The following is a 22,729-nucleotide window of genomic DNA, read 5'->3' on the forward strand; positions in this document are numbered from 1 at the left end:
TACTTATTTTTGGTAAACCAAACTGGTTAACCAATATTTAAAATTACAATTAAATCCCATTGTTCCATTAAGAAAATCCTTCTTAAAAACTCTAGAATATCTAAAAAATTAAAATGACTAAAACGGGTGTCGAAAAACAAGAAAAGAATTAGCTAAAATCCCACTTTTCGACACCTAAATAGTTAAAACAACTTTACCAATAGTTACTTCAGCCATAATTAATCGATTTTAAATCGTTTTATTTAAAATAATCAAATTCCTAAAAAAATTAATTCATATTTGAAACTACTAGGATGCTACCATCCGATATAACCATTGTCCTTTTTATACAATTAATAAAACGCACTCAAGGTAATTCTTATCAAATCATTGAATAAAATATAGTAACTGAAATTCAAACCCATTCCGCTTTTTTACAATATTAATATTTCTACAGGGTAAAACTTATTTAATTTTCATTTTAACAACATGTTTTTTGTTAAAAACTTGTGAGTATAATAAATATATGTATTTTTGGTGAACCAAACTGGTTAACCAATTTTATCAACATGATTAAGCATTATATACCTCTGATTTTTCTCTTTGTTTTTACTATTTCATGTAACACTGAAACTAAAATGAACAAAATCGTATCATCTATTGAAGAATTTAATGAACGAGTATCTAATATTCAACCTGGTGACAGCATAATTTTAGCCAATGGAGTATGGAAAAATGCAGAACTCCTTTTCGAAGCAAACGGAACCGCTGAAAAACCAATTACGCTCATTGCAGAAGAAAAAGGAAAGGTAATATTGGAAGGTGCATCCAATCTACAAATTGCCGGAGATTATTTAATCGTAAAAGGTCTCGTTTTTAAAAACGGATATACTCCAACAAATGCCGTTATTTCTTTTAGAAAAAGCAGAGAGAAAATGGCCAATAATAGCAGACTAACAGAATGTGTAATCGATAATTTTAATAATCCTGAACGTCAAGTGCAAGATTATTGGATAACTATTTATGGAAAAAACAATCGTATCGACCACAACCATATAACAGGCAAAAAGAACTTAGGTGTTACTATGATAGTTGGACTTGATACAGAAGAAAGTAGAAAGAATAACCACAAAATAGACCACAACTATTTTGGCCCTCGTCCTACTTATGGAAACAATGGAGGTGAAACATTGAGAATAGGAACTAGCCATCATGCATTAGAAAATTCCAACACTTTAGTTGAATCTAATTATTTTGACAGAACAAATGGCGAACATGAAATTATTTCCAATAAATCTTGTCAAAATACATTTAAATACAACACTTTTTTCGAATGCACAGGAACTTTAACCATGCGCCATGGCAATGAAACATTAGTCGATGGAAACATGTTTATTGGCAATGGTAAACCGAGTACAGGGGGAGTACGTGTAATTAATGAGAAACAAACGGTAACCAACAATTATCATATTGGCCTAACGGGATACCGTTTTCGTGGTGCATTCGTAATGATGAATGGTGTACCAAATTCACCTCCGAATCGATATGTACCAGTTATTGATTCTAAGGTAAACAACAACACCTTTATTAATTGCGATAATATTCTTTTTGGAGCAGGTAGCGATGAAGAAAGAAGTCAAGCACCTAGAACTTCAGAATTTTCAGAAAACATTATTTACAATGAAAGCAAGGAAGACATTTTTACCATTGATGATGACATTAGTGGTATTAAATTTCTGGGAAATATTTTAGGCGAAAATTCCAAAACTACTATTAAAGAAGGCTTTGAAAATGCAAAAATACAGTTGACAAAAAACGAGCAAGGCTTTCTAATTCCCAATTCCGATAAAATTAAAACCAAGGTTACTATCAGTCCGAAGATTGCTACAAAAGACAATACAGGAACAACTTGGTATTCAAAATCCGATAACGATATTGCGCTAAATTCGGGTAAAACCTTAAAAGTTGAAGCCGGAATTAATACCCTTTTCGAAATAGTAAAAAAATCTTCTGGAGGTGATATTATAGCATTAGAAGAAGGCGGTAATTATCTTTTAACTAAAGCCGTGAAAATTAATCACCCACTTACATTCAAAACTTCAGGAAAAGTAAAAGCAATTATTCAATTTGAACGGATGATGGCATTTGAAATTGAAAATGGAGGAAGTTTATCATTGGAAAATATAACTTTTGATGGCGCTAAATCTCCTGACTATGCTGGCAATTCAGTTATAAGTACCAGTAAAAAATCAATGATTGACAACTACAAATTATTTATTGATAAATGTGAATTTAAAAACATGGTAGTAAACCATTCTTTTGATGTACTCAGGGTTTCTAAAGGCACTTTTGCTGATACAATCAGCGTGCAAAATTCCATATTTAAAAACATCTCAGGAAGTATTGCCGCTTTAGATAAAGAAACCGATGATATTGGAGCATATAACGTTGAATATTTTCTAATGAAAAACAATGCAATTACAGATTTGCAAGGAGCCGCACTTCGACTTTACAGAGGTGGAAAAGATGAAAGTACATTTGGTCCATTTTTAGAAATAGACCATAATATCTTTGATAATGTAGGTTTTGGAAAGAAAAACAAATATAATGCAGCCATATCATTATATGGGGTACAAGAAACTGATATAAAAGATAACATTTTTAAAGATAGCAAGGCCATTAACATGCATCTGGTCGTTGGTGAACCTATTGTTAAAGTACGAAATAATGCATTAAGCAATTCTGAAAAATTAAAGGTTACAGGCGACCAGAAATACCTCGTAGAAAACCAATGGAACCTTGCTCCGACTTTTTCTGATAAATCATCATATACATTAAGTGAAGACTCTCCTTTAAAAGGAAAAGCTACAGACGGATTAGATTTAGGAATTCTAAAACAATAGACTCGTGAAAATTAGTAATCGGAATATTTTAAGAACAACAGTTCTAGTAAGTTTTTTTCTATTAAGTTTATCACTCATGAAATTACAGGCCCAAGAACACCCCAATTTAATATTAACAAATACGGGTGTCGAAAAAATAAGAAAAGAATTAGGCAATGTTCCCCTTCTTGATGCCTCTTTAGAAAAAATAAAAAACGAAGTTGACGCCGAAATTGCTTTAGGTATCGACACTCCTATTCCAAAGGATTACTCGGGCGGCTATACGCACGATCGTCATAAAAGCAACATGGTAGTATTACAACAAGCAGGAGTTTTATATCAAATACTTGATGATGAAAAATATGCAAAATATGTAAAAGACATGTTAATGCAATACGAGGCATTATACAAAACACTTCCATTACATCCTAAAACAAGATCATATGCCAGAGGTAAATTATTTTGGCAATGCTTAAATGATTCTAATTGGCTGGTATATGTGAGTCAAGCATACGATTGTATTTATAATTATTTAAGTGAAGCTGAACGCAACAAGCTAGAAACAAATTTATTTAGACCATTTGCAGATCATATTTCGGTGGATAGCCCGCAATTTTACCAAAGAGTTCACAACCATAGTACCTGGGGAAATGCAGCAGTTGGTATGATTGGTTTGGTAATGAATGATCAAGAATTAATAGATCGCGCATTATACGGCATCAAAGGTGTAAATTTAGACACGAATGCCAAAGACGATGATGGTGGGTTTTTGAACAAAGATGGAAAAGCAGGCTTTCTAGCGAATATAGAAGAACCTTTTTCTCCTGACGGATATTATAATGAAGGACCATATTATCAACGCTACGCCATGTATCCTTTTTTAATTTTTGCTGAAGGATTACATAATGTAAAACCAGAATTAAAAATTTTTGAATACAAAGACGGTGTGCTTTTAAAATCAATTAATGCCTTATTAAACCTGTCAGATGCTGATGGAGAATTCTTCCCACTTAATGATGGTCAAAAAGGAATGTCGTACTACAACAGTGCTTTAGTAACCGCTGTTGATATTTCATATTATTTTGGCGAACAGGAACAAGGTTTATTAACTATTGCAAAGGAACAAGGAGAAGTTCTATTAGATGATTCTGGACTAGCCGTAGCCCTTGGTGTTAAAAATGGTATAGCAAAACCATTCTCAAAGAAATCAATTAATTTATCTGATGGACCTAACGGCAAACAAGGAGGTGTTGCTATTTTAAGAAATGAAAATATTGAGCTTGTATTTAAATACGCATCACAGGGATCAAGTCATGGACATTACGATAAACTATCCTATTCTTTATATGAAAAGGGAGATGAAATTATTCAAGATTATGGACTTGCTCGATTTGTTAATATTGAACAAAAAGGTGGTGGCAATTATCTAAAAGAAAATAAAACTTGGGCTAAACAAACTATTGCCCATAACACAATTACTCAAAATGGAACCTCTCATTTTGGTGGTAAATATGAAATCGGAAGCAAGCATCACTCCGAACTTCATTATTATGACGATGCTTATCCGAAAATTCAAATTGTTAGTGCACTAGAAAAAAACGCATATCCTGGAACAGAAATGCATCGAACTATGGCCCTAATTAAAGATGAAAGCTTCACCAAACCATTTTTGTTAGACATAATGAAATTAAAATCTAACAATGAAAATCAATATGACTTTCCATACTATTTTATGGGTCAAGTATTACAGTCTAATTTTGACTATGAAAGCCCAACTGCATTAAGTACATTAGGCAAAGATAACGGATACCAGCATTTGTACATTGAAGGAAAGGGTAAAGCCTCATCTAATAACACCAAATTTTCATGGTTAGGTAATAATAAATTTTATTCTTTAACAGTCACAACCAACAATGAAGATGAACTATTTTTTACGAGATTAGGCGCCAACGACCCTGAGTTTAACTTAAGAAGAGATGCTGCTCTTATGATCCGTAGAAAAAATTCTAAAAACACCATTTTTGCCTCCACTATAGAACCACATGGCAATTATAGTCCTGTTACAGAATCTGCAACAAATTCTAAAAGCAGTATTAAAGAAATAAAAGTAATTTTGGATACTGACGCTTATACTGTTATTTCAATTACAACTATAAATGACAACATCAAGTTATTTATTACCGCAAATACAAATAGCTCTAAAGAAGCAAAACACACATTAAAAATTAACGATAAGAATTATACTTGGACAGGTTCTTATTATTTTAAATAGAAACAAATAAATTATAAATTATGAAAAGATTTAGTGAAAAATACGTCATTGCAAAAGATATGGAATGGGAAGAACTCGGTGGAGGAGTATCAAGAAAATTCTTAGGTTACGACAACCAAATAATGATGGTTAAAGTGAAATTTGATAAAGGAGCATTAGGCACGCCTCACCAACATTTTCATACGCAAGCAACCTACTGTGTTTCTGGCAAATTTGAATTCGAAGTTGATGGAGAGAAAAAAATTGTAGAAGGCGGAGATGGGATATATATAGAGCCTAATTTATTACATAGTGCAGTTTGCCTAGAAGAAGGCATTCTTATTGACACATTTAGTCCTGTACGAGAAGATTTCTTAAGTGGTGATGCCGTATCTTATTTTGGAGATAAGTCTTAGGAAATAAAATTTTAGGTTTACCAATTTTTAATACTTATTGGAAATCCTATAGATTTTTAAACATTAACCCTGCCCTTAAAAGCAGGGTTTTTCAATCAAGTATTTGTTTAACAACTTTTCCAATAGCAGCATACTCAGTAGACTCAATAAAACCAATTGAAAAAGTTTGCACTGTAGTTAAATGTTTAGTTGTTTTTTCACCGTTTTGCCTTCCAAAACCAAGGACCGTCATATCAGGTCTGCTAACATAATTATCTGGAATATCATCATCTTCATGATGTAGCACATAAAACATTCTTGGAGAATTTTGATCACCAAAGGCCATCCATTCTGGTGCTGGTAAATCACCTTCGAATGGATCTTCAATAGAATGTTTCACATTATCCACAGAGGCATACCAAAAATCAGTTGCATCCATTTCACCATTAGGAACACCTTCATATTGCACCCAATAATTATAGCCTTCACTAATTTTTGTCATGGTAAAATCACAACGATTATGATAAAAATCCCATTGTCCTTGCCATTTATTATTATCTGAAGTGAAAGTAATACGAATATGTTTTTCAGTATCAATATTTACCTCGGAACTAGATGGATCGGTCCCTGCATTCATAGCATGAAAATAACTTCCATCTTGTTTGTGAATTGCATTTGGAAATCCTCGATATTCACCTTTATGAGCAGAGCCTTTCTTATTATGAAAACCTATCCAATCAACACCATCAGAATCAAGCATACTTGAAAGACCCCCACCTTCTTTTTCCAAATAATATGTTGCCGAGGGCGTAGTTATGATATATGCTGAACCACCACCGGCCGATTCATCCGTACCATGCGTTAAGGTCATTTCCTGTGCCGAACAAGAACCTAATAAAGTTAGTAGCACTAGCGAAGATATCATTGCTCTAAAATTCATAGCTATTTACTAATTTTTAACAGAGATCTTATTAATTGCGCTTCTTTTAAGAAAAAAGCCAATAACACAAATAATAGAAGCACAGACAGCAAACATTATTCTACCCCAATAAGGATTCGGAATTAGGGCCATTAATAAAATACCAACACTCATTACCATAACCATATTACCTAATTTTCGTCTTTGTTGCTGATCGGTCTCATCTTGTTGATTATCCGATATTATTGGTGTTTCTAGATCTTCAAAGAAGCGATCAGTTTCTACTTTATTTTTGTCTTTTGCTTCATTGTAAAATAGAGATGTTGCCCAGAAAAAACCTCCCGTAACAAACACATGTCCGGCAATCGTAAGAATAATGTTCATATCAATAATTTCTCTTTTGGTAAGCGATTCAATACCAAACATAGAAACAAAAACTTCACCAGTAATAACATTTGCAACCAACCAAGAAACTACTAAACCGACTGCAATAGTAGCCCAAGGTGCCCATTGCGGAGTTTTCTTTATTATTACACCTAATAACAGTGGAACCATCATCGGCATTTGAATCATAGTCGAAACAGACATCATCAATTCAAACAAACTAAGCTCTCTAAGCGATGCAAAATATAACGCAGCCACTATAACTCCAATACCGCTTATAAAGCTAACTACTTGACTAAGTCGCAACAATTTCTTATCATCTGTTTGCCTATTCCTCTTTGCTAAAAATGGCTGATATATACTTCGCACAAATATTCCTGCGTTTTTATTTAATGCTGAATCCATAGAAGACATAGAAGCTGCAAAAAGTCCAGCCATTAATAATCCAACTGTTCCTATAGGCATAGCATTTCTAGCAAAAACGAGATATACTGCATCTGCAGCTTTATTTCCTAATTGTGCGTAATTCTCTGGAGCATCTGGGTAAAGTGTAGCAGCAGCCCAAGGTGGAATAAACCAAATAATGGTTCCAACTCCCATAAGGGTCATTGCCAACAAGGCAGCTTTTCTTGCATTTATAGAATCTTTAGCATTTAAAAATCGAAATGAATCATGTAGATTCATCATCGTAATAATTTGTTTGGGTAAAAAGAAAATAAATGTTCCTATTAATATTAAAGGATAGTTCATATTTGGTCCGATGAAAAATCCGCCAGGGAAATTTTCAACCAATTCCACTGGACCACCTACTTTCACTAGCGCAACAACCGCACATGCGATGGAAACCACAGCAACAACCAAAGTTTGAACAAAGTCTGATGCTACAACTCCCCACGCACCAGAAAGCACTGACACGAAAAGTACTGTTAGCCCAATAGCAATAATGGTGTATGCAATATCAGCATCAAAAACTGCACTTGTAAAAACACCCAAGGCATTTAACCAAACACCTGCATTTAAAAATGAAAAGACAATTAATGCCCATGAAAAAAACGTTTCATTTTGTGGCCCAAATCTCCTTTTGATTCCTTCTGTAGGCGTATCTACTCGCATTTGTCTAAATCGTTGAGAAAAATAAGCCCAACCACAAAAGAATGCAAAAGTATTTCCGAGGTAAACTGCACTTATTGCAAAGCCATCAGCGAATGCTTTTCCAGCCGCACCAGTAAATGTTACAGCAGAAAATTGTGCCATAAACGCAGTAGACCCTACCATCCACCACAACATCTTACCACCACCACGAAAATAATCACTCGTAGATTTACTAGCCATACGTGAAAACACGACTCCGATAGCAAGAATTAAAATAAAATAGAGTGCAATTACGAGATAGTCATAAAACATAGTTTCCTTTTTTTATTGAAGATGACGAACATCAGTCCAATTATCATTCTTTCTAATTAAATCTATAAGTTGTTGATACAAACTACCTTCTTTGAAAGACTGATAATAGTCAACTTTTTCACCTTTAATATCTTTCACAAATTCTCTTGCCAAATATTGCCAGTTTCGTTCTGTATCACCCTTTACCTTAGGTTGATCGTCAACTATATCTTGAGGCAATGGTAGTTCTTTCCATGTTTTATTTTCATCCCAAATATGAAGTGGCCCCATACCATAATGACCTTCTATAAAAATTGCTCCTTTCGTACCATAAAATACGATATGGTTCTCATGAAATTTAGGATTAAGTCCACCATGTTTAAATAACACTGACACAGGTTTTGTTGCCATTTTACTTTCCAATTGTGCCATTACAGTGTATGACCACTCAACATTACTTTCTCCCCATTTCAATGAAGGATCATTAAGATCTTTAGGTATATGCTCCCTTCGTGTTTTAAAATTATGAACTCCTTCAACAATAGGCGCTTTGCCCAAATCATCACGAACCTCCCCTATTATAGATAAGATTTTCTCACCAATAACCGATGTCGCTATCGACATCATATGCGTAAAATTATTATTTAACCGACCACCACCATCTTCTTTACGGTGCGACCATCCAAATGGTATATCTCGTTCGAGATTAAAATGCGAAATAAATTCAGCTTCAACAGGTTCTCCAATAACTCCTGACTCCACTAACCTTTTAGCATGAATTACACACGGCATGTACCGAAAACTGGAAGCAAAAGCTGTTTTAACGTTCTTACTTTTAGCAAGGTCATACAATTCGAGGGCAGATTTTCCATCAACAGTTAAGGGCTTATCGCTGTAAACATGACAGCCAAACTCGATTGCTTGTGTTATAGTATCATAATGAGCACCTCCTGGTGTGGCTATAGAAACAATGTCAGGTTTACAATCTTCCAAAGCTTTTTGCCAATCTGTACCAGAATACGGAATTTCCATTTTCTTAGCTACATCAACAACTACATTTGGAGTTCTACCTACAATTCCAACAACCTCAGCACCTACTGCACGAAAAGCGTCTGCATGCCCTTGTCCAGCAAATCCGGTTCCTGAAATAAGTACTTTTAATTTTCTTTCCATTTTTAAACTTTTTTTATCCGTTTCCCGCTTTTTATCCATTTTCAAATGCTTCTTATAAAAACAATTCTCATAGTAAATAATTTATTACCTGATTTTAAGAAAACAATATTTACAGACTTGTAAAACTAAACCTTATAACTTGGTTAACCAAAAATAAATTTAGATTAAATAATGGTATATTTGTAAAAAATGCAAAATAACAGCATCCTAATCGATACTTTACACAAAATATCACTCAATATATTACTATATTAGCATTTTTATAAAACTGCACGTTTCTATCAAATGCATAAATAAAATCAATAAAAACATTAATGGTTAACCAAAAAAGGTTAAGTTTAGTTTAATAAAATTAGTAGGATTAATGTCCGTAGATAAATTTAAAAACTTAGGAGAAATAAACCTCGAAACATCAGTTGACACAATTGTCAATCAGATTAACGAACTAATAACTTCAGGACAACTAATTGAAGGAGATAAGATTCCTTCAGAAAGGTTCCTAAGTGAAAAGTACCAAGTCGGTAGAATGTTTGTAAGAGATGCTCTCAGCAAACTCGAGTTTTACGGAATCCTTAAAAAAAAATCAAGCGGTGTTCGTGTTGTGGCAGGCAACAAACATTCCGCGCTTATTACGCTTACCACCAATGTGGTGAATTTGCTCAAACCAGATTACAAATCACTCATGGAAGTGCGCAATGTACTTGAAATAGAATCTGTTGGACTTGCCGCTGAAAGAAGAGAACAACATGATATTGATGAACTAGAAAAAGCAATAGAATTATTAGGAAATAAGGTTTCAGCCAACGAAGCCGGCATTGAAGAAGACTTAATGTTTCATATTGGTGTAGCGAAAGCTTCCAAGAACAATGTAATTATTTATCTAGTTTCTTATTTGGTTTCTCATATGATAAACTTTTCCAAAAAATATGATATATGTCGCGACTCACGACCTCTTAAAGCATACAACGAACACGTTGTAATTTTAGAGCATATAAAAAACGGAGACAGTGAAAGAGCAAAACAGTCAATGCGGGAACATCTATCAACACTTTTTGACTTTATTCCAGAATCAGAAATAAAATAAATTTAAAGAATGAAAATTAAACAAATTAAGGTATTTGTAAATTGCCCAGGAAGGAACTTTGTTACCGTAAAAGTTATTACTGACGAAGGAGTTTATGGCCTTGGCGATGCAACAGTAAATGGACGAGAGATGGCAGTTGTTGCTTACTTAGAAGAACATGTTGTGCCTTGTTTAGTGAACAAAGACCCACACCAAATAGAAGATATTTGGCAATATCTGTACAAAGGGGTTTATTGGAGAAGAGGGCCAATTACAATGGCCGCTATAGCAGCAATAGATATGGCTCTATGGGATATCAAAGGAAAAGTCGCTGGTCTTCCAGTATACCAATTACTTGGAGGTAGAAGTAGAGAAGGAATAATGGCATATGGTCATGCAAATGGCGAAAATATTGAAGAAACATTAGACAACTTAGGAAAATTTATTGAACAAGGGTTTAAAGTGGTTCGCCTGCAGTGTGCAATACCTGGCCTTGAAGGTTCTTATGGAACTTTAGGTGAAAAAAAGGACTATTATGAACTTCAAAGTGATCGCCCACTTCCTCCAGAACAACCCTGGTCTACCGCAAAATACATGAAATTTATTCCCGAACTTTTCAAACAAGCTCGTGAGCGTTTTGGATATGACATACAATTGGTACATGATGTTCACAGCAGATTAACACCCATTGAGTCAGCTCATTTAGGCAAAATACTAGAACCATACCAGTTATTTTTTCTTGAAGATGCTTCCCCAGCTGATAATCAAGACGGGTATCAAATCATAAGAAACCACACCACTATTCCTTTAGCGATTGGAGAAATTTTCAATACAGTATGGGATGCTAAAGATTTAATAGTTAATCAATCTATTGACTACCTAAGAACAGCCATTACCCATGGCGGTGGCATAACACCTATGAAGAAAATGGCAAATTTTGCCGATATGTACAATGTAAGAATGGCTCCGCATGGCGCACCAGATTTATCTCCAATATGCCATGCTGCTCATGCCCACTTTAATCTTTGGGCTCCAAACTTTGGGGTGCAAGAATTTATCGGATTTGGTACTGAAAAATTGAATAGCGTCTTTAGTCACCCTTTATCTTTTGTTAACGGCTACATCAAGCTTGATGACAAACCCGGCCTAGGAGTTGAATTCAATGAAGAAGAAGCATCCAAATACGAATACAAACGATCGTATTTACCTGTAACTCGATTAGAAGATGGAACAATATGGTATTGGTAATCTTATTTTATTCTGATTAAAGAATATCTTAAAGAACTATTATTTTCAAATAGCTTGGCATTTCAGATTAGTCTAAACACTGATAACTCTAAAACCCATCTGAATGCTATAAAATGCCTTCCCCCTGGCTTATATTAATAAGTGAAGTTAAACTTAAATGAAAAACAGTTTATTACTATACTGCTTATTTCTGTTGTTTTTATCTTGTGGAAGGAACTTAAACAAAGAAGTGGCGATGTCTACAACATTGTCACAAAATTCCTCTTCACAATACCATGAAGCACCAGAACTTTTTGCTGCTGTAATAGCAGATTCCTTACCTCCTGTTTCCGAACGCCTTCCAGACAACCCACAAGTCATTAAACCTTTTAATAAAATTGGCAAGTATGGCGACGAACTGCGATTTGGACTTTCAGGACAAGGCAATATGGACCCTATACGTGCTTGGGGAAATATGGGTCTTGTTCAGCATGATTTTGATTCTAATTTCACCAAAATAATTCCTCATGTCGCAGAATCATTTGAGGTTAATGAAGATAATACCGTTTTTACTTTCCACCTTCGCAAAGGAATGAAGTGGTCAGATGGTACACTTTTTACTGCTGACGATGTTGAATTTGCAGTGAACGATATCCTTTTAAATAAGGATTTACAGCCATTAGCACAGGTCTGGAGTGCTGGTGGTCAAAGTGTAAAATTCCATAAAATTGACCAACTAACATTTACGTTCTCATTTATAGAACCTTATAGTGAGTTTTTGCATGTTTTAGCTGATCGTAGATATCTTCATCCTACGTTATATCAAAAAGCATATTGCTCAAGAGCTCACCCAGACTACAACCCTAATCTTGATGCTGAACTAAAGGCTAATAATTTAAATGATTGGCGCGATTATTTAAGAGCACTATCCGGCGACCCAAGGGCAGTAGGCACCCGTTGGGAAAATCCTGATCGACCAACGCTTGAAGCATGGAAAATTGTTGCACCATATAAGGGTGGGTCCACAATGGTTGTACTGGAACGAAATCCTTATTTCTGGCAAGTTGACACTGATGGAAATCAATTACCCTATATCAATAAATTAATTGGTATAGTTTACGGCGATCCCGAAGGAATGCTACTCGGAGCAATCGGAGGCAATAATGATTTAGGGTTTTCCATTTTCGGCACTCCTGTTAATCGCCCCTTACTCGCAAAAACTGCTGGTCGTCATGGTTCGGAACTATACCCCGCAACAGCTATAGGTGGGACTAGCCTATTATTCCAATTGAATTTAACACATAAAGACCCAGAATTAAGGAAGTTATTTAATGAGAAAGATTTTCGCGTAGCCCTATCAATCGGCCTAGACCGTCAAGAAATTATTGAAACTGCACTTTTTGGAGATGGCGTTCCATGGAACAATGCACCCTTTGAAGATAGCCCTATGTACCATGAACGATATGCTACGGAGAACTTACAATTTGATAAGAATGAAGCAAATAGACTACTAGATAAGCTGGGCTTAACAAAAAGAAACTCAGATGGTATTAGACTATTACCAAGCGGTCGTCCAGTTCATTTTATTGTAGAATCTACTAATCGTCCACCAGAGCGTATTGACCAACTAGAAATGATGATTCAACAATGGCGCAGAAATCTCGGCCTAGACATTCGAGCAAATATCACGGTGAGTTCGCTTATGTTATCACGCACAAATAACAACGACCATGACGCTGCCATCTGGGTAGATTTTGCAAGTTGGATGCCAGGACGATTTCCGACTAGCATGGTACCACTCGAATTTGATTCTCGTTGGGGCATTGATTGGGTAAATTGGTACAAGAGTGATGGAAAACGAGGTGAAGAGCCTCCAAATCACATCAAAGAACGTTTTTTGCTCTATGAAAAATCGAGAGGAGCTCCTAATCTCGAAGCACGTAAAAAGTACTATCACCAAATTGCCGAAATCGCAGCTGATCAGTTCGAGACATTTGGAATATCAAAAAACACCACCAACTACGGACTTAAAAAAATTGCTTTAAAAAATGTTCACCCTAGCAATCCAAGTAGTAATCAATATCCGTTATCGCTGCAAAAACCGTGGAGTTTTTTCTGGGATACTGAAACCGGGAATAGACCTGATATTTAATTTATCATTATTAAAACATTTCGAAACCACAAACCAAATCGAATAACAAATATAACCACATGATAAGCTCATATAAATATTTTGCAAACCATAAGAAAGGAACACAATGATTGAATTCATTATTCGTCGTATTCTTTGGACGATTCCAATCCTTTTTTTGGTGTCGCTCTTAGCTTTTGCCATAATCCAAGCTCCTCCTGGTGACTTTGTTACTGCATTAAGTGCATCTTTAGCAGAACGAGGCGAAGAAGTTGACATGGCTCAGTTAGAGGCACTTCGAGCACGTTTCGGTCTGGACCAACCATTTTACGTTCAATATTGGAAATGGATTAGCGGTGTTGTTGTTGGCGATTTTGGAGTGTCATTTGAATGGCGCCAACCGGTAAGCGAACTTATTGGCGAGCGATTAGGATTATCTTTTATATTAGCTTTATCCACAATTTTATTTACTTGGGCACTAGCACTACCCATAGGCATTTATTCGGCAGTTAAAAAATATACGATTGGTGATTATATAGTTACCACAATAGGTTTTATTGGTTTGGCCATGCCTAATTTTCTTTTAGCACTTGTGTTAATGTATGTTGGTGTTGTGCATTTAGGTAATGACGTTACCGGTTTGTTTTCGCCAGAATTTAGAAACGCCCCTTGGTCAATAGCCAAGTGTATTGACCTTTTTTCTCATTTGTGGATTCCTGTGATAATTCTAGGCACTTCTTCGACTGCAAGCATCATAAGAATAATGCGCGCCAACCTGCTCGACGAACTTCCAAAACCATATGTAACCACTGCCAGAGCAAAAGGACTCTCAGAATTTAAATTGTTAGTAAGATATCCCGTTCGAGTCGCACTTAACCCTTTCATTTCTACAATTGGCTGGATGTTTCCGCAAATAATAAGTGGCTCCGTAATTGTTTCAATTGTTTTGTCACTACCTACTGCTGGCCCCTTATTATTATCCTCACTTAAGGCACAAGACATGTATCTAGCAGGCTCCTTTGTATTATTACTCAGCATCCTGTCTGTAGTAGGAATGCTTGTTTCAGACATATTACTCGCTATTGTTGACCCTCGAATCCGTGCAAAGAAATAAACCGATGAGCGAAACTTCTAAAAAGGTGAAAACACAAATTGAGGCACAATCCAAAAAGGATAATGCGTCTCAATGGCGATTAATGTGGAACAGTTTTCGACAACATAGACTTGCCATGTTTGGTGGAATCATAATTCTCTTATTTTATACTATTGCCTTATTTGCAGAATTTATAGCTCCATTCGATCCACACGCATCGACTTCAAAAAATGTATATCACCCACCCCAGCTCATTAAATTTATTGACTATGATGACAATGGGAGTTGGTCTTATCGACCTCATGTGCAGTTAATGAAACTAGACCGAGACACTATTACCCTCGAAGGTAAATTTAGTCCCGTACAGGGAAGGAAAGTATATTTAAAATTATTCACCAAAGGAGACCCATATAAAATGTGGGGCAAATTTAATTTAAGTCGTCATTTAATCGCTCCTGTAAATCCAGATGAACGATTTTATTTATTTGGCGCAGATCGGTTAGGTCGCGATATGTTGAGTCGCACTATAATGGGCACAAGAATATCAATGTCAATTGGACTTGTAGGGGTTGCGTTAAGTTTATTTATTGGAATTATTTTAGGAGGAATATCGGGTTATTATCGCGGAGTTACCGACACAATTATTCAACGTATTATTGAGATTATGATTGCCTTACCCACTATACCACTATGGTTAGCACTAAGTGCAGCAATGCCTCAAGATTGGTCAACAACTACACGCTATTTTGCGATTACAATAATTTTATCTTTAGTTGGCTGGACAGAATTAGCGCGCGTAGTTCGAGGACGATTTTTAACGTTGAAATCTGAAGATTTTGTAATTGCTGCTAAACTCGATGGCGGATCACAATGGCGCATTATTTTTAGACATATTTTACCCTCCATGACTAGTCATATTATTGCCGCGGTAACTCTAGCTATACCGGCAATGATTCTAGCAGAAACCGCATTATCTTTCTTAGGACTAGGACTGCAACCACCCGCCGTGTCATGGGGAGTTCTCTTACTAGAAGTACAAAACATTAGATCTATAGCCGCTGGCCCATGGTTATTTCTACCAGGAGCAATGGTATTGATAGCAGTTCTTTCATTAAATTTTCTTGGTGACGGCTTACGTGATGCAGCTGATCCATATGCACGTAAAGACCATTGATAAAAATGAATAACACAACACAGAAAAATACGAACCCTACCGTACTAGAAATAAAAAACCTAGTGACCGAATTCCCTACACGTAAGGAAACATTTCGAGCTGTGGATAATGTTAGCTACTCTTTAAAGGCAGGCAAAACCCTTTGTGTAGTTGGTGAAAGTGGTAGCGGCAAAAGTGTTACTGCTAGATCTATATTGCAAATTCTTGATGCGCCAGGAAGAATTGTTTCTGGCGAAATTCTATTACATACTCAAGGAGGAAAAACACTAAAGGAAAATCCTATAGATTTAGTACGTTTAAAATCACGGTCTAGAGCAATACGTTCTATTCGTGGACGGGAGATTGCCATGATTTTTCAAGAACCTATGAGTTCATTATCTCCAATACATCGTATCGGAAATCAAATAGCGGAAGTATTACAATTGCATGAAGGATTATCAAAAAAACAAGCTTGGGCTCGAAGTGTAATTTTACTTGAACAGGTAGGAATTCCTGAACCAGAAATTGCTGCTAAAAGGTTTTCGTTTGAATTTTCGGGAGGAATGCGGCAACGAGCAATGATTGCAATGGCTTTAGCCTGTAATCCATCTGTATTGATTGCTGATGAACCTACAACTGCACTAGATGTCACCACCCAAGCAGAGGTACTTGAGCTTATAAAATCAATACAGGCAGAACGAAATATGGCCGTTTTATTTATTACTCATGATATTGGAGTTGTGGCGCAAATTGCCGATGAAGTTGTTGTAATGAAAAAAGGTAAAGTACTTGAAAAAGGTGATGTATTCAACATTTTTAAAAATCCAAGTCATCCATACACACAGGAGTTAATTTCTAGTGCTCGAGAACTTGATCAACCTGCTATTCAGCGACTCGAAGCTAGAGCACGACAAAAAATAGGTAAACCGATATTAATAGCAGAAAATGTTCGCAAAGAGTTTGTTATTTCAAGTGGTATGTTTGGATTGAAAGCGAAAAAAGTAGCTGTAGGGTTAAAAGACGCAAGCATTGAACTACATGCAGGAGAGAATTTAGGAATTGTAGGCGAAAGTGGCTCAGGAAAAACCACCTTAGCTAGGTGCTTACAACGCATCTATGATAATACTGCTGGCAAGATCAATTATACTGACCGAAATGGTAAATCTGTGAATCTTGGGGAATTAAAAAGCAATCAATTACGACCCTATTGGCGTGATATCCGCACTATTTTTCAAGACCCATTCGGGTCCCTTAATCCAAGGATGACTATTGCTAAAATTATTGGGGAACCTATGCTTGTTTCTGGTGAACTTTCAGGTCGAGAACTTGATATGCGCGTAGAAGAACTACTAGAACTTGTTGGACTTCCAGCATCTGCAGCCCAGCGATATCCCCATGCCTTTTCAGGCGGTCAACGACAACGAGTTGCAATTGCAAGAGCTATTGGTCCTAAACCAAGAATAATTATAGCAGATGAACCAACTTCTGCACTGGATTTAAGTTTACGATCAAAAACGCTTGATTTACTATTAACACTACAAGATCAAATGGACCTCAGCTTTATTTTCGTTACCCATGACATTTCAGTTGTGCGTTATTTTTGTGACCGAGTAGCTGTTATGTACAAAGGGGAAATTATTGAAGTGGGTGATTCAGAAACAGTCTGCACTAATCCAAAACATTTATATACGCAATCATTATTATCCGCAGTTCCGAAACCAGACCCTATGCAAAGAAGTAATAAAAGAATTATCTATTCTTAAACACAAAGAAGAAATAACTATGTTAGAAAATTGGTTCTCATTAAAAGGAAAAGTAGCTCTTGTAACAGGAGGCTATCGTGGACTTGGACTTTCCATAGCACAGGCCTTAGCCAGTGCTGGAGCTAAAGTTTATATAAACGGACGTAATGCCGAGGGTGTTAAAAAAACGGTATCTGAATTACGTGAAAAAGGTACGAATGTCGAAGAAGCTGTCTTTGATATTACTGATGAAAAGTCTGTAATTGCTACTATTCGTAAAATAGAAAACAACGATTGCAGTATTGATATTTTAGTAAACAATGCTGGAATTCAACGTCGAAGCCCATTAGTGGATATGTCTGTTGAAGATTTTGAAGCAGTTATTCAAACAAATTTAAGTGCAGCTTTTATTGTCGCTAAAACAGTGGTACCTGGCATGCAAGAAAAAAAAGCAGGTAAAATAATTAACATTTGTTCTTTGATGAGTAGTTTGGCCCGAAAGACTACCGGAAATTATGCCGCTGCCAAAGGCGGACTTGAAATGCTAACTAAAGCTATGACGGCGGAATGGGCTGAACAAAATATTCAAGTTAATGGAATAGCTCCTGGATATTTTGCTACAGAGATGACTAAACCTCTAGTTGAAGACAAATCTTTTAATGATTGGATATGCGGCCGAACTCCCTCTGCTCGGTGGGGCAAACCGGAAGAATTACAAGCCTTAGCAGTATTTCTTGCTTCAAGTGGCTCTAGCTTTGTTAATGGGCAAGTTGTTATTGTGGATGGCGGACTTAGTTCTGTAATCTAAACTTTAGATTTATTTTTTTTTGATAAAACAATTAATCGCTATGAATAAAAAAATACTGAAATGAAGATCAATCTAATTCTAATCTTTTCTTGTTCTTTTCTACTTTTTATTTCCTGTGGAAAAACTTCAAATTCAAACAACACCTATGTACAAGATATTAAGGAATTAAAAGAAGCTATTCATCAAGCAAAACCAGGTAGTGAAATTATACTCAGCAATGGAATTTGGAAAGATGTGCAAATCAATTTTTATGGAAATGGTACAAAAGAAAATCCAATAACCCTAAAAGCTGAAACCGAAGGCAAGGTTTTTATTGAAGGGCAATCGTTCTTTCACCTCGGTGGCGAATTTTTAAATGTCGAAGGTTTACATTTTAGAAATGGCTTCTCTCCTAATACGGGTATTATACGGTTCAAAATTGGACTAGATAGTGTTGCGAATAATAGTAGTGTTAAGAATTGTGTAATTGAAGAATTCAACAATCCTAACGTATCTATATACAATCAGTGGATTGAATTTTTCGGCAAACATAATCAAATAAACCACTGCTACATCTCTGGAAAAACCAATAATGGCCCAACTTTAATGGTGTATCATAATGGAAATGAAAACACCAGTAATTATCATCAAATAGTTAATAATTATTTTGGTGCGCGACCTAGAAATAGCGGAACCAACGCGCATACTATTCAACTTGGAAATAGCAAAACAAGATTAACTCCAGGAAGAGCAACTTTTTCGAATAATTATTTCGAAGCTTGTAATGGCGATGAACAAATTATTTCAGATATGACAAATTACAATTCGTTTATCAACAATATTTTTTACAAATGTGAAGGTGCTCTAGTCTTACGACATGGAAATTTCGCTACAGTAGATAAAAATATATTTATTGGAGGCGACGAATCTAATTTATATGGAGGACTAAGTGTCATGAACACAGGACACTGGATTACCAATAATTATTTTTATAAAATAAAAGGAGAAGGATTTAAAAGTCCGCTTGCTATAATGAATGGCATTAAAAATACTCCCTTGCAAGGATTCAGACAGGTTACTGACGTTGTAATCGCTTTTAATAGCTGGATAGATTGCCAATCAACTTGGCAAATAGGTGTTGGACAAAACAAGGCAAGTATTGATTCACTTCCATTTACTGAAATTAGATCAGAACCTCCCATACGTTCAATCATAGCCAATAACTTAATTTACAACACTCAAGTTGATGCCTCACCTCTAATTAATTTTGACGACATGGATGGCATCGCGTTTAAAAACAACATTATTGATAATAGTGGCGAACAGTATATGGAATTCAATGTTTTCAGAAATGAAAAGTTAAAAATGAAACAGCTAAATGATTGGTTGTTTATCCCTGATGATGAAAAAAGTCAAAAATTAAACGAAGTATTCTACGGTTATGATTTTGGCAAGATAAAAAATGATCTTTTTGAAAATTCAAGAACAGTCAATAATAGTGTAGGGGCAATTAACAATTTCGAAACCATCGAAAATTTCCAAATTAACAAGAAACGATATGGCCCAAAATGGTACTCACCTGCAAAATTTAGCATAAAATGAAAAATTGTTTATCAATAGTCTTCATAGCATTTCTACTTTATTCTTGCGGTAAGGAATTAAATACCGAAGGCATTTTAGTAACCAATATTAACGAGTTAAACAATGCAATAAACAAGGCCACCCCAGGTCGTGAAATTATTCTTGCCAATGGAATTTGGACAGATGTACAAATCAAGTTTTTTGGAAAAGGAACAAAAGAAGCACCTATAAAGCTCCGTGCCGAAACTCCTGGAGAAGTTTTTATTGAAGGGCAATCATTTTTACATTTAGGTGGAGAAAACCTGATTGTAAGCGGATTATACTTTCGCAATGGATATACTCCTTCATCTGGAATTATAAGGTACAAAATTGGTTTAGACAGCGTAGCTAACAACAGTAGAGTTACTGAATGCGTTATTGAAGATTTCACACAACCAAGTCGTTTAATAAGTGATAGATGGATAGAATTTTACGGCAAGCACAATCAAATGGATCATTGTTATATCGCTGGAAAATCTAACGACGGCAATACTTTAATGGTTTGGCACACTGGTAATGAAAACACTAACAATCATCATCAAATTGTTCATAATTATTTTGGCCCGCGACCTAGAAAAGGTGGACCAAGAGGAGAAACTGTACGCATAGGAAATCCACAAATGACCCCGGGCTATGTAAATGTATCAAACAACTTTTTTGAGGCGTGTAATGGAGAAGTTGAAATAGTTTCAGACAAAGCGGACTTCAATATTTTTAGAAATAACATCTTCTATAAGTGCGAGGGATCATTGGTGCTTAGACATGCCAACTATGGCACTGTTGATGGCAATATTTTTATAGGCGATGATGACTCTGACTTTTATGGTGGTATTCGGCTTGTAAATACCGGACATTGGATTACTAACAATTATTTTTATAAAATTAGAGGTGAAGCCTTCAGAACTCCGCTTGCCGTAATGAATGGAATTCCGAACTCTATTTCTAATAGGTACAAGCAAGTTACAGATGCCGTTATCGCATATAATACTTGGGTAGATTGCAAATCGCCTTGGCAAATAGGGATTGGACAAAACAGAGCAAGCTCTGATGTTTTGCCTGCAAGTGAAATTCGCTCATTACCGCCAATACGAACTACTATTGCTAATAATTTAATTTACAACACCGCAGCAGACCCATCACCTATAGTAGACCATGATAGCATCAATGGCATATTATTTAAAAATAACATTATCGATAATAATGGAGTTAAATATTCGAAGTTCAGAGTTTTAAATAACGAGAATATAAAAATGAAACAAGTAAATGAATGGCTTTTTGTTCCTGAAAATAATGAAAATGATTTTTTGAAAGAAACATATAAAGGGTATGATTTTGGCAGTATTAAGACTGACCTTTTTGGGGATTCAAGATTAGAAAAAAACAGAATAGGCGCTATCAATAAATTCGAAACAGCCAAAAAGTTTGTAATTGATAAGAAAAAGTACGGTCCAGAATGGTTCACTACAGAGAAAATAGAGAAAGAACCTACTATTTATAAAGTCACTTCTAAAAAAGGTGAACTTAACAAAATGATAAATCAGGCAAATTCCGGAGATATTATTGAGCTTGTAGATGAAATTTACCATGTTACAACTTCAATAAAAATTGATAAGGATATAACGCTGAAATCTATTGGAGAAAACAAAACGCAACTCTTATTCGAAGGACAAGAGAATACACCAGTATTTGAAATGAACCCTAAAGGTGTTATCCATCTGGATAATATTTCAATTAAAGGTCAAAAGCATCATATGGCTTTTGCTCCTTTAGAAAAGAATATGTCATCAGCCTATAAATTGTTTGTCGATAATTGTGTTATTGATGGATTTGATATCGTACTAATAGCATCTAAAGGATCATTTGCTGATACCATAACTGTAAACAATACGAGTATACAAAATTGCGAAAATGGCATTATACTAGCTGCTGACGAAAAGGGTGATTATAATGCGGAAATGGTAACCTTTAATCAATGTGATTTTTTTAATATTAATAAAGATGTGATTAATTTCTACAGAGGTGGGTACGATGAATCTACAATTGGTGGAGTTTTAACCTTGTCGAACAACAACTTTTCTTCTTGTGGAAGCAAAGAAGAAAGTGGATTATTAATAAAGACACGAGGAATTATCAATGTAAACATTAAAGATAATACCTTCAAAAACAATCCTATTAAATTAGTGGCTTTATTATGGGGTGCTAAGAATAATCATCATAGCAACAACACAATTATTCAATCCGGATATATAAAAGTAGAAGAACAACAAAAACTCGATTTACTTTACTAAAAAAAGCATGCCCTTACTTACCCTTCCTACAAATTAACATAAATCTTAGGTAGCCTAACCTGGATTTAAACAAACTATTTATCTCTTAAAGTTTTGAGAAAACAAACGATTAGTTAACTAAATCTTAAACATTTTTTGTTTCAATTCACGACTATTTAGCTTCAAAATTGGCCTGCATTCAAAAAAATTAGAAGAATTTTAAAATTATTTAATCACCACAAACTACTACAAAATCAATATCTGTAGCTGTTTTTTGTCA

At 35.3% G+C, this 22,729-nt stretch carries 15 protein-coding genes; 12 read left to right on the forward strand and 3 right to left on the reverse strand.

Translation table 11 applies throughout. The annotated features are described in order from the left end of the window. Nucleotides 1-617: 617 nt before the first annotated feature. From ABJF52_RS09860 to ABJF52_RS09870, 3 genes are all read left to right on the forward strand, one after another. Nucleotides 618-2,882, forward strand: a complete 2,265-nt coding sequence (locus tag ABJF52_RS09860) for a polysaccharide lyase 6 family protein (protein WP_348149553.1) — start codon at nucleotides 618-620, stop codon at nucleotides 2,880-2,882. A 76-nt stretch (nucleotides 2,883-2,958) separates the two neighbouring features. Beyond that, on the forward strand, nucleotides 2,959-5,133 hold the full coding sequence (locus ABJF52_RS09865; RefSeq protein WP_348149555.1) for an alginate lyase family protein: 2,175 nt from the start codon (nucleotides 2,959-2,961) through the stop codon (nucleotides 5,131-5,133). Between the two features lie 20 nt (nucleotides 5,134-5,153). Further along, a complete protein-coding gene (locus ABJF52_RS09870; protein ID WP_348149557.1) occupies nucleotides 5,154-5,528 on the forward strand; it encodes a cupin domain-containing protein in 375 nt (124 codons plus the stop codon). 91 nt (nucleotides 5,529-5,619) lie between these two features. Here ABJF52_RS09870 and ABJF52_RS09875 read toward each other — a convergent pair whose 3' ends face one another. The 3 genes from ABJF52_RS09875 to ABJF52_RS09885 are packed head-to-tail and all read right to left on the reverse strand — an operon-like array spanning nucleotide 5,620 to nucleotide 9,405. Continuing rightward, entirely contained in the window at nucleotides 5,620-6,447 is an 828-nt protein-coding gene (locus ABJF52_RS09875) for a hypothetical protein (RefSeq protein ID WP_348149559.1), read from the reverse strand. A gap of 9 nt (nucleotides 6,448-6,456) precedes the next feature. Continuing rightward, nucleotides 6,457-8,214: a hypothetical protein gene (locus tag ABJF52_RS09880; RefSeq protein WP_348149561.1), complete on the reverse strand. Its 1,758-nt coding sequence runs from the start codon at nucleotides 8,212-8,214 to the stop codon at nucleotides 6,457-6,459. A gap of 12 nt (nucleotides 8,215-8,226) precedes the next feature. Further along, nucleotides 8,227-9,405, reverse strand: a complete 1,179-nt coding sequence (locus ABJF52_RS09885; protein ID WP_348149563.1) for a Gfo/Idh/MocA family oxidoreductase — start codon at nucleotides 9,403-9,405, stop codon at nucleotides 8,227-8,229. 325 nt (nucleotides 9,406-9,730) lie between these two features. Between ABJF52_RS09885 and ABJF52_RS09890 the strand changes: the two genes are divergently transcribed. The 9 genes from ABJF52_RS09890 to ABJF52_RS09930 all read left to right on the forward strand — a co-directional run bounded on the left by ABJF52_RS09890 (nucleotide 9,731) and on the right by ABJF52_RS09930 (nucleotide 22,470). Continuing rightward, nucleotides 9,731-10,450: an FCD domain-containing protein gene (locus ABJF52_RS09890; RefSeq protein WP_348149565.1), complete on the forward strand. Its 720-nt coding sequence runs from the start codon at nucleotides 9,731-9,733 to the stop codon at nucleotides 10,448-10,450. 9 nt (nucleotides 10,451-10,459) lie between these two features. Further along, the gene (manD, locus tag ABJF52_RS09895) at nucleotides 10,460-11,677 is read left to right on the forward strand and encodes a D-mannonate dehydratase ManD (protein ID WP_348149567.1); all 1,218 of its coding nucleotides are present in this window, start codon (nucleotides 10,460-10,462) and stop codon (nucleotides 11,675-11,677) included. A 235-nt stretch (nucleotides 11,678-11,912) separates the two neighbouring features. Beyond that, complete coding sequence (locus ABJF52_RS09900) at nucleotides 11,913-13,808, forward strand: ABC transporter substrate-binding protein (RefSeq protein WP_348149569.1); 1,896 nt, start codon at nucleotides 11,913-11,915, stop codon at nucleotides 13,806-13,808. A 106-nt stretch (nucleotides 13,809-13,914) separates the two neighbouring features. After that, a complete protein-coding gene (locus tag ABJF52_RS09905; RefSeq protein ID WP_348149571.1) occupies nucleotides 13,915-14,901 on the forward strand; it encodes an ABC transporter permease in 987 nt (328 codons plus the stop codon). Between the two features lie 4 nt (nucleotides 14,902-14,905). Then, nucleotides 14,906-16,054 (forward strand): ABC transporter permease, encoded by a 1,149-nt coding sequence (locus ABJF52_RS09910; RefSeq protein WP_348149573.1) that lies wholly within the window; start codon nucleotides 14,906-14,908, stop codon nucleotides 16,052-16,054. Nucleotides 16,055-16,059: 5 nt separating this feature from the next. Next, the gene (locus ABJF52_RS09915) at nucleotides 16,060-17,796 is read left to right on the forward strand and encodes an ABC transporter ATP-binding protein (RefSeq protein ID WP_348149574.1); all 1,737 of its coding nucleotides are present in this window, start codon (nucleotides 16,060-16,062) and stop codon (nucleotides 17,794-17,796) included. A gap of 19 nt (nucleotides 17,797-17,815) precedes the next feature. Beyond that, nucleotides 17,816-18,583 (forward strand): SDR family oxidoreductase, encoded by a 768-nt coding sequence (locus ABJF52_RS09920; protein WP_348149576.1) that lies wholly within the window; start codon nucleotides 17,816-17,818, stop codon nucleotides 18,581-18,583. A gap of 60 nt (nucleotides 18,584-18,643) precedes the next feature. Beyond that, nucleotides 18,644-20,164: a chondroitinase-B domain-containing protein gene (locus ABJF52_RS09925; RefSeq protein WP_348149578.1), complete on the forward strand. Its 1,521-nt coding sequence runs from the start codon at nucleotides 18,644-18,646 to the stop codon at nucleotides 20,162-20,164. Beyond that, complete coding sequence (locus ABJF52_RS09930; RefSeq protein ID WP_348149580.1) at nucleotides 20,161-22,470, forward strand: chondroitinase-B domain-containing protein; 2,310 nt, start codon at nucleotides 20,161-20,163, stop codon at nucleotides 22,468-22,470. The genes ABJF52_RS09925 and ABJF52_RS09930 overlap by 4 nt, the downstream gene beginning before the upstream one ends. Nucleotides 22,471-22,729 lie beyond the last annotated feature (259 nt).

Source organism: Aurantibacter sp., from assembly GCF_039941195.1.
Taxonomy (GTDB): Bacteria; Bacteroidota; Bacteroidia; order Flavobacteriales; family Flavobacteriaceae; genus Aurantibacter_A.

Bases quoted from the DNA above. Each gene is read 5' to 3' on its own strand.
- ABJF52_RS09860 (WP_348149553.1), top strand. From the start codon at position 618: ATGAACAAAATCGTATCATCTATTGAAGAATTTAATGAACGAGTATCT.
- ABJF52_RS09865 (WP_348149555.1), top strand. From the start codon at position 2,959: ATGAAATTACAGGCCCAAGAACACCCCAATTTAATATTAACAAATACG.
- ABJF52_RS09870 (WP_348149557.1), top strand. From the start codon at position 5,154: ATGAAAAGATTTAGTGAAAAATACGTCATTGCAAAAGATATGGAATGG.
- ABJF52_RS09875 (WP_348149559.1), bottom strand. From the start codon at position 6,447: ATGAATTTTAGAGCAATGATATCTTCGCTAGTGCTACTAACTTTATTA.
- ABJF52_RS09880 (WP_348149561.1), bottom strand. From the start codon at position 8,214: ATGTTTTATGACTATCTCGTAATTGCACTCTATTTTATTTTAATTCTT.
- ABJF52_RS09885 (WP_348149563.1), bottom strand. From the start codon at position 9,405: ATGGATAAAAAGCGGGAAACGGATAAAAAAAGTTTAAAAATGGAAAGA.
- ABJF52_RS09890 (WP_348149565.1), top strand. From the start codon at position 9,731: ATGTCCGTAGATAAATTTAAAAACTTAGGAGAAATAAACCTCGAAACA.
- manD (WP_348149567.1), top strand. From the start codon at position 10,460: ATGAAAATTAAACAAATTAAGGTATTTGTAAATTGCCCAGGAAGGAAC.
- ABJF52_RS09900 (WP_348149569.1), top strand. From the start codon at position 11,913: ATGTCTACAACATTGTCACAAAATTCCTCTTCACAATACCATGAAGCA.
- ABJF52_RS09905 (WP_348149571.1), top strand. From the start codon at position 13,915: ATGATTGAATTCATTATTCGTCGTATTCTTTGGACGATTCCAATCCTT.
- ABJF52_RS09910 (WP_348149573.1), top strand. From the start codon at position 14,906: ATGAGCGAAACTTCTAAAAAGGTGAAAACACAAATTGAGGCACAATCC.
- ABJF52_RS09915 (WP_348149574.1), top strand. From the start codon at position 16,060: ATGAATAACACAACACAGAAAAATACGAACCCTACCGTACTAGAAATA.
- ABJF52_RS09920 (WP_348149576.1), top strand. From the start codon at position 17,816: ATGTTAGAAAATTGGTTCTCATTAAAAGGAAAAGTAGCTCTTGTAACA.
- ABJF52_RS09925 (WP_348149578.1), top strand. From the start codon at position 18,644: ATGAAGATCAATCTAATTCTAATCTTTTCTTGTTCTTTTCTACTTTTT.
- ABJF52_RS09930 (WP_348149580.1), top strand. From the start codon at position 20,161: ATGAAAAATTGTTTATCAATAGTCTTCATAGCATTTCTACTTTATTCT.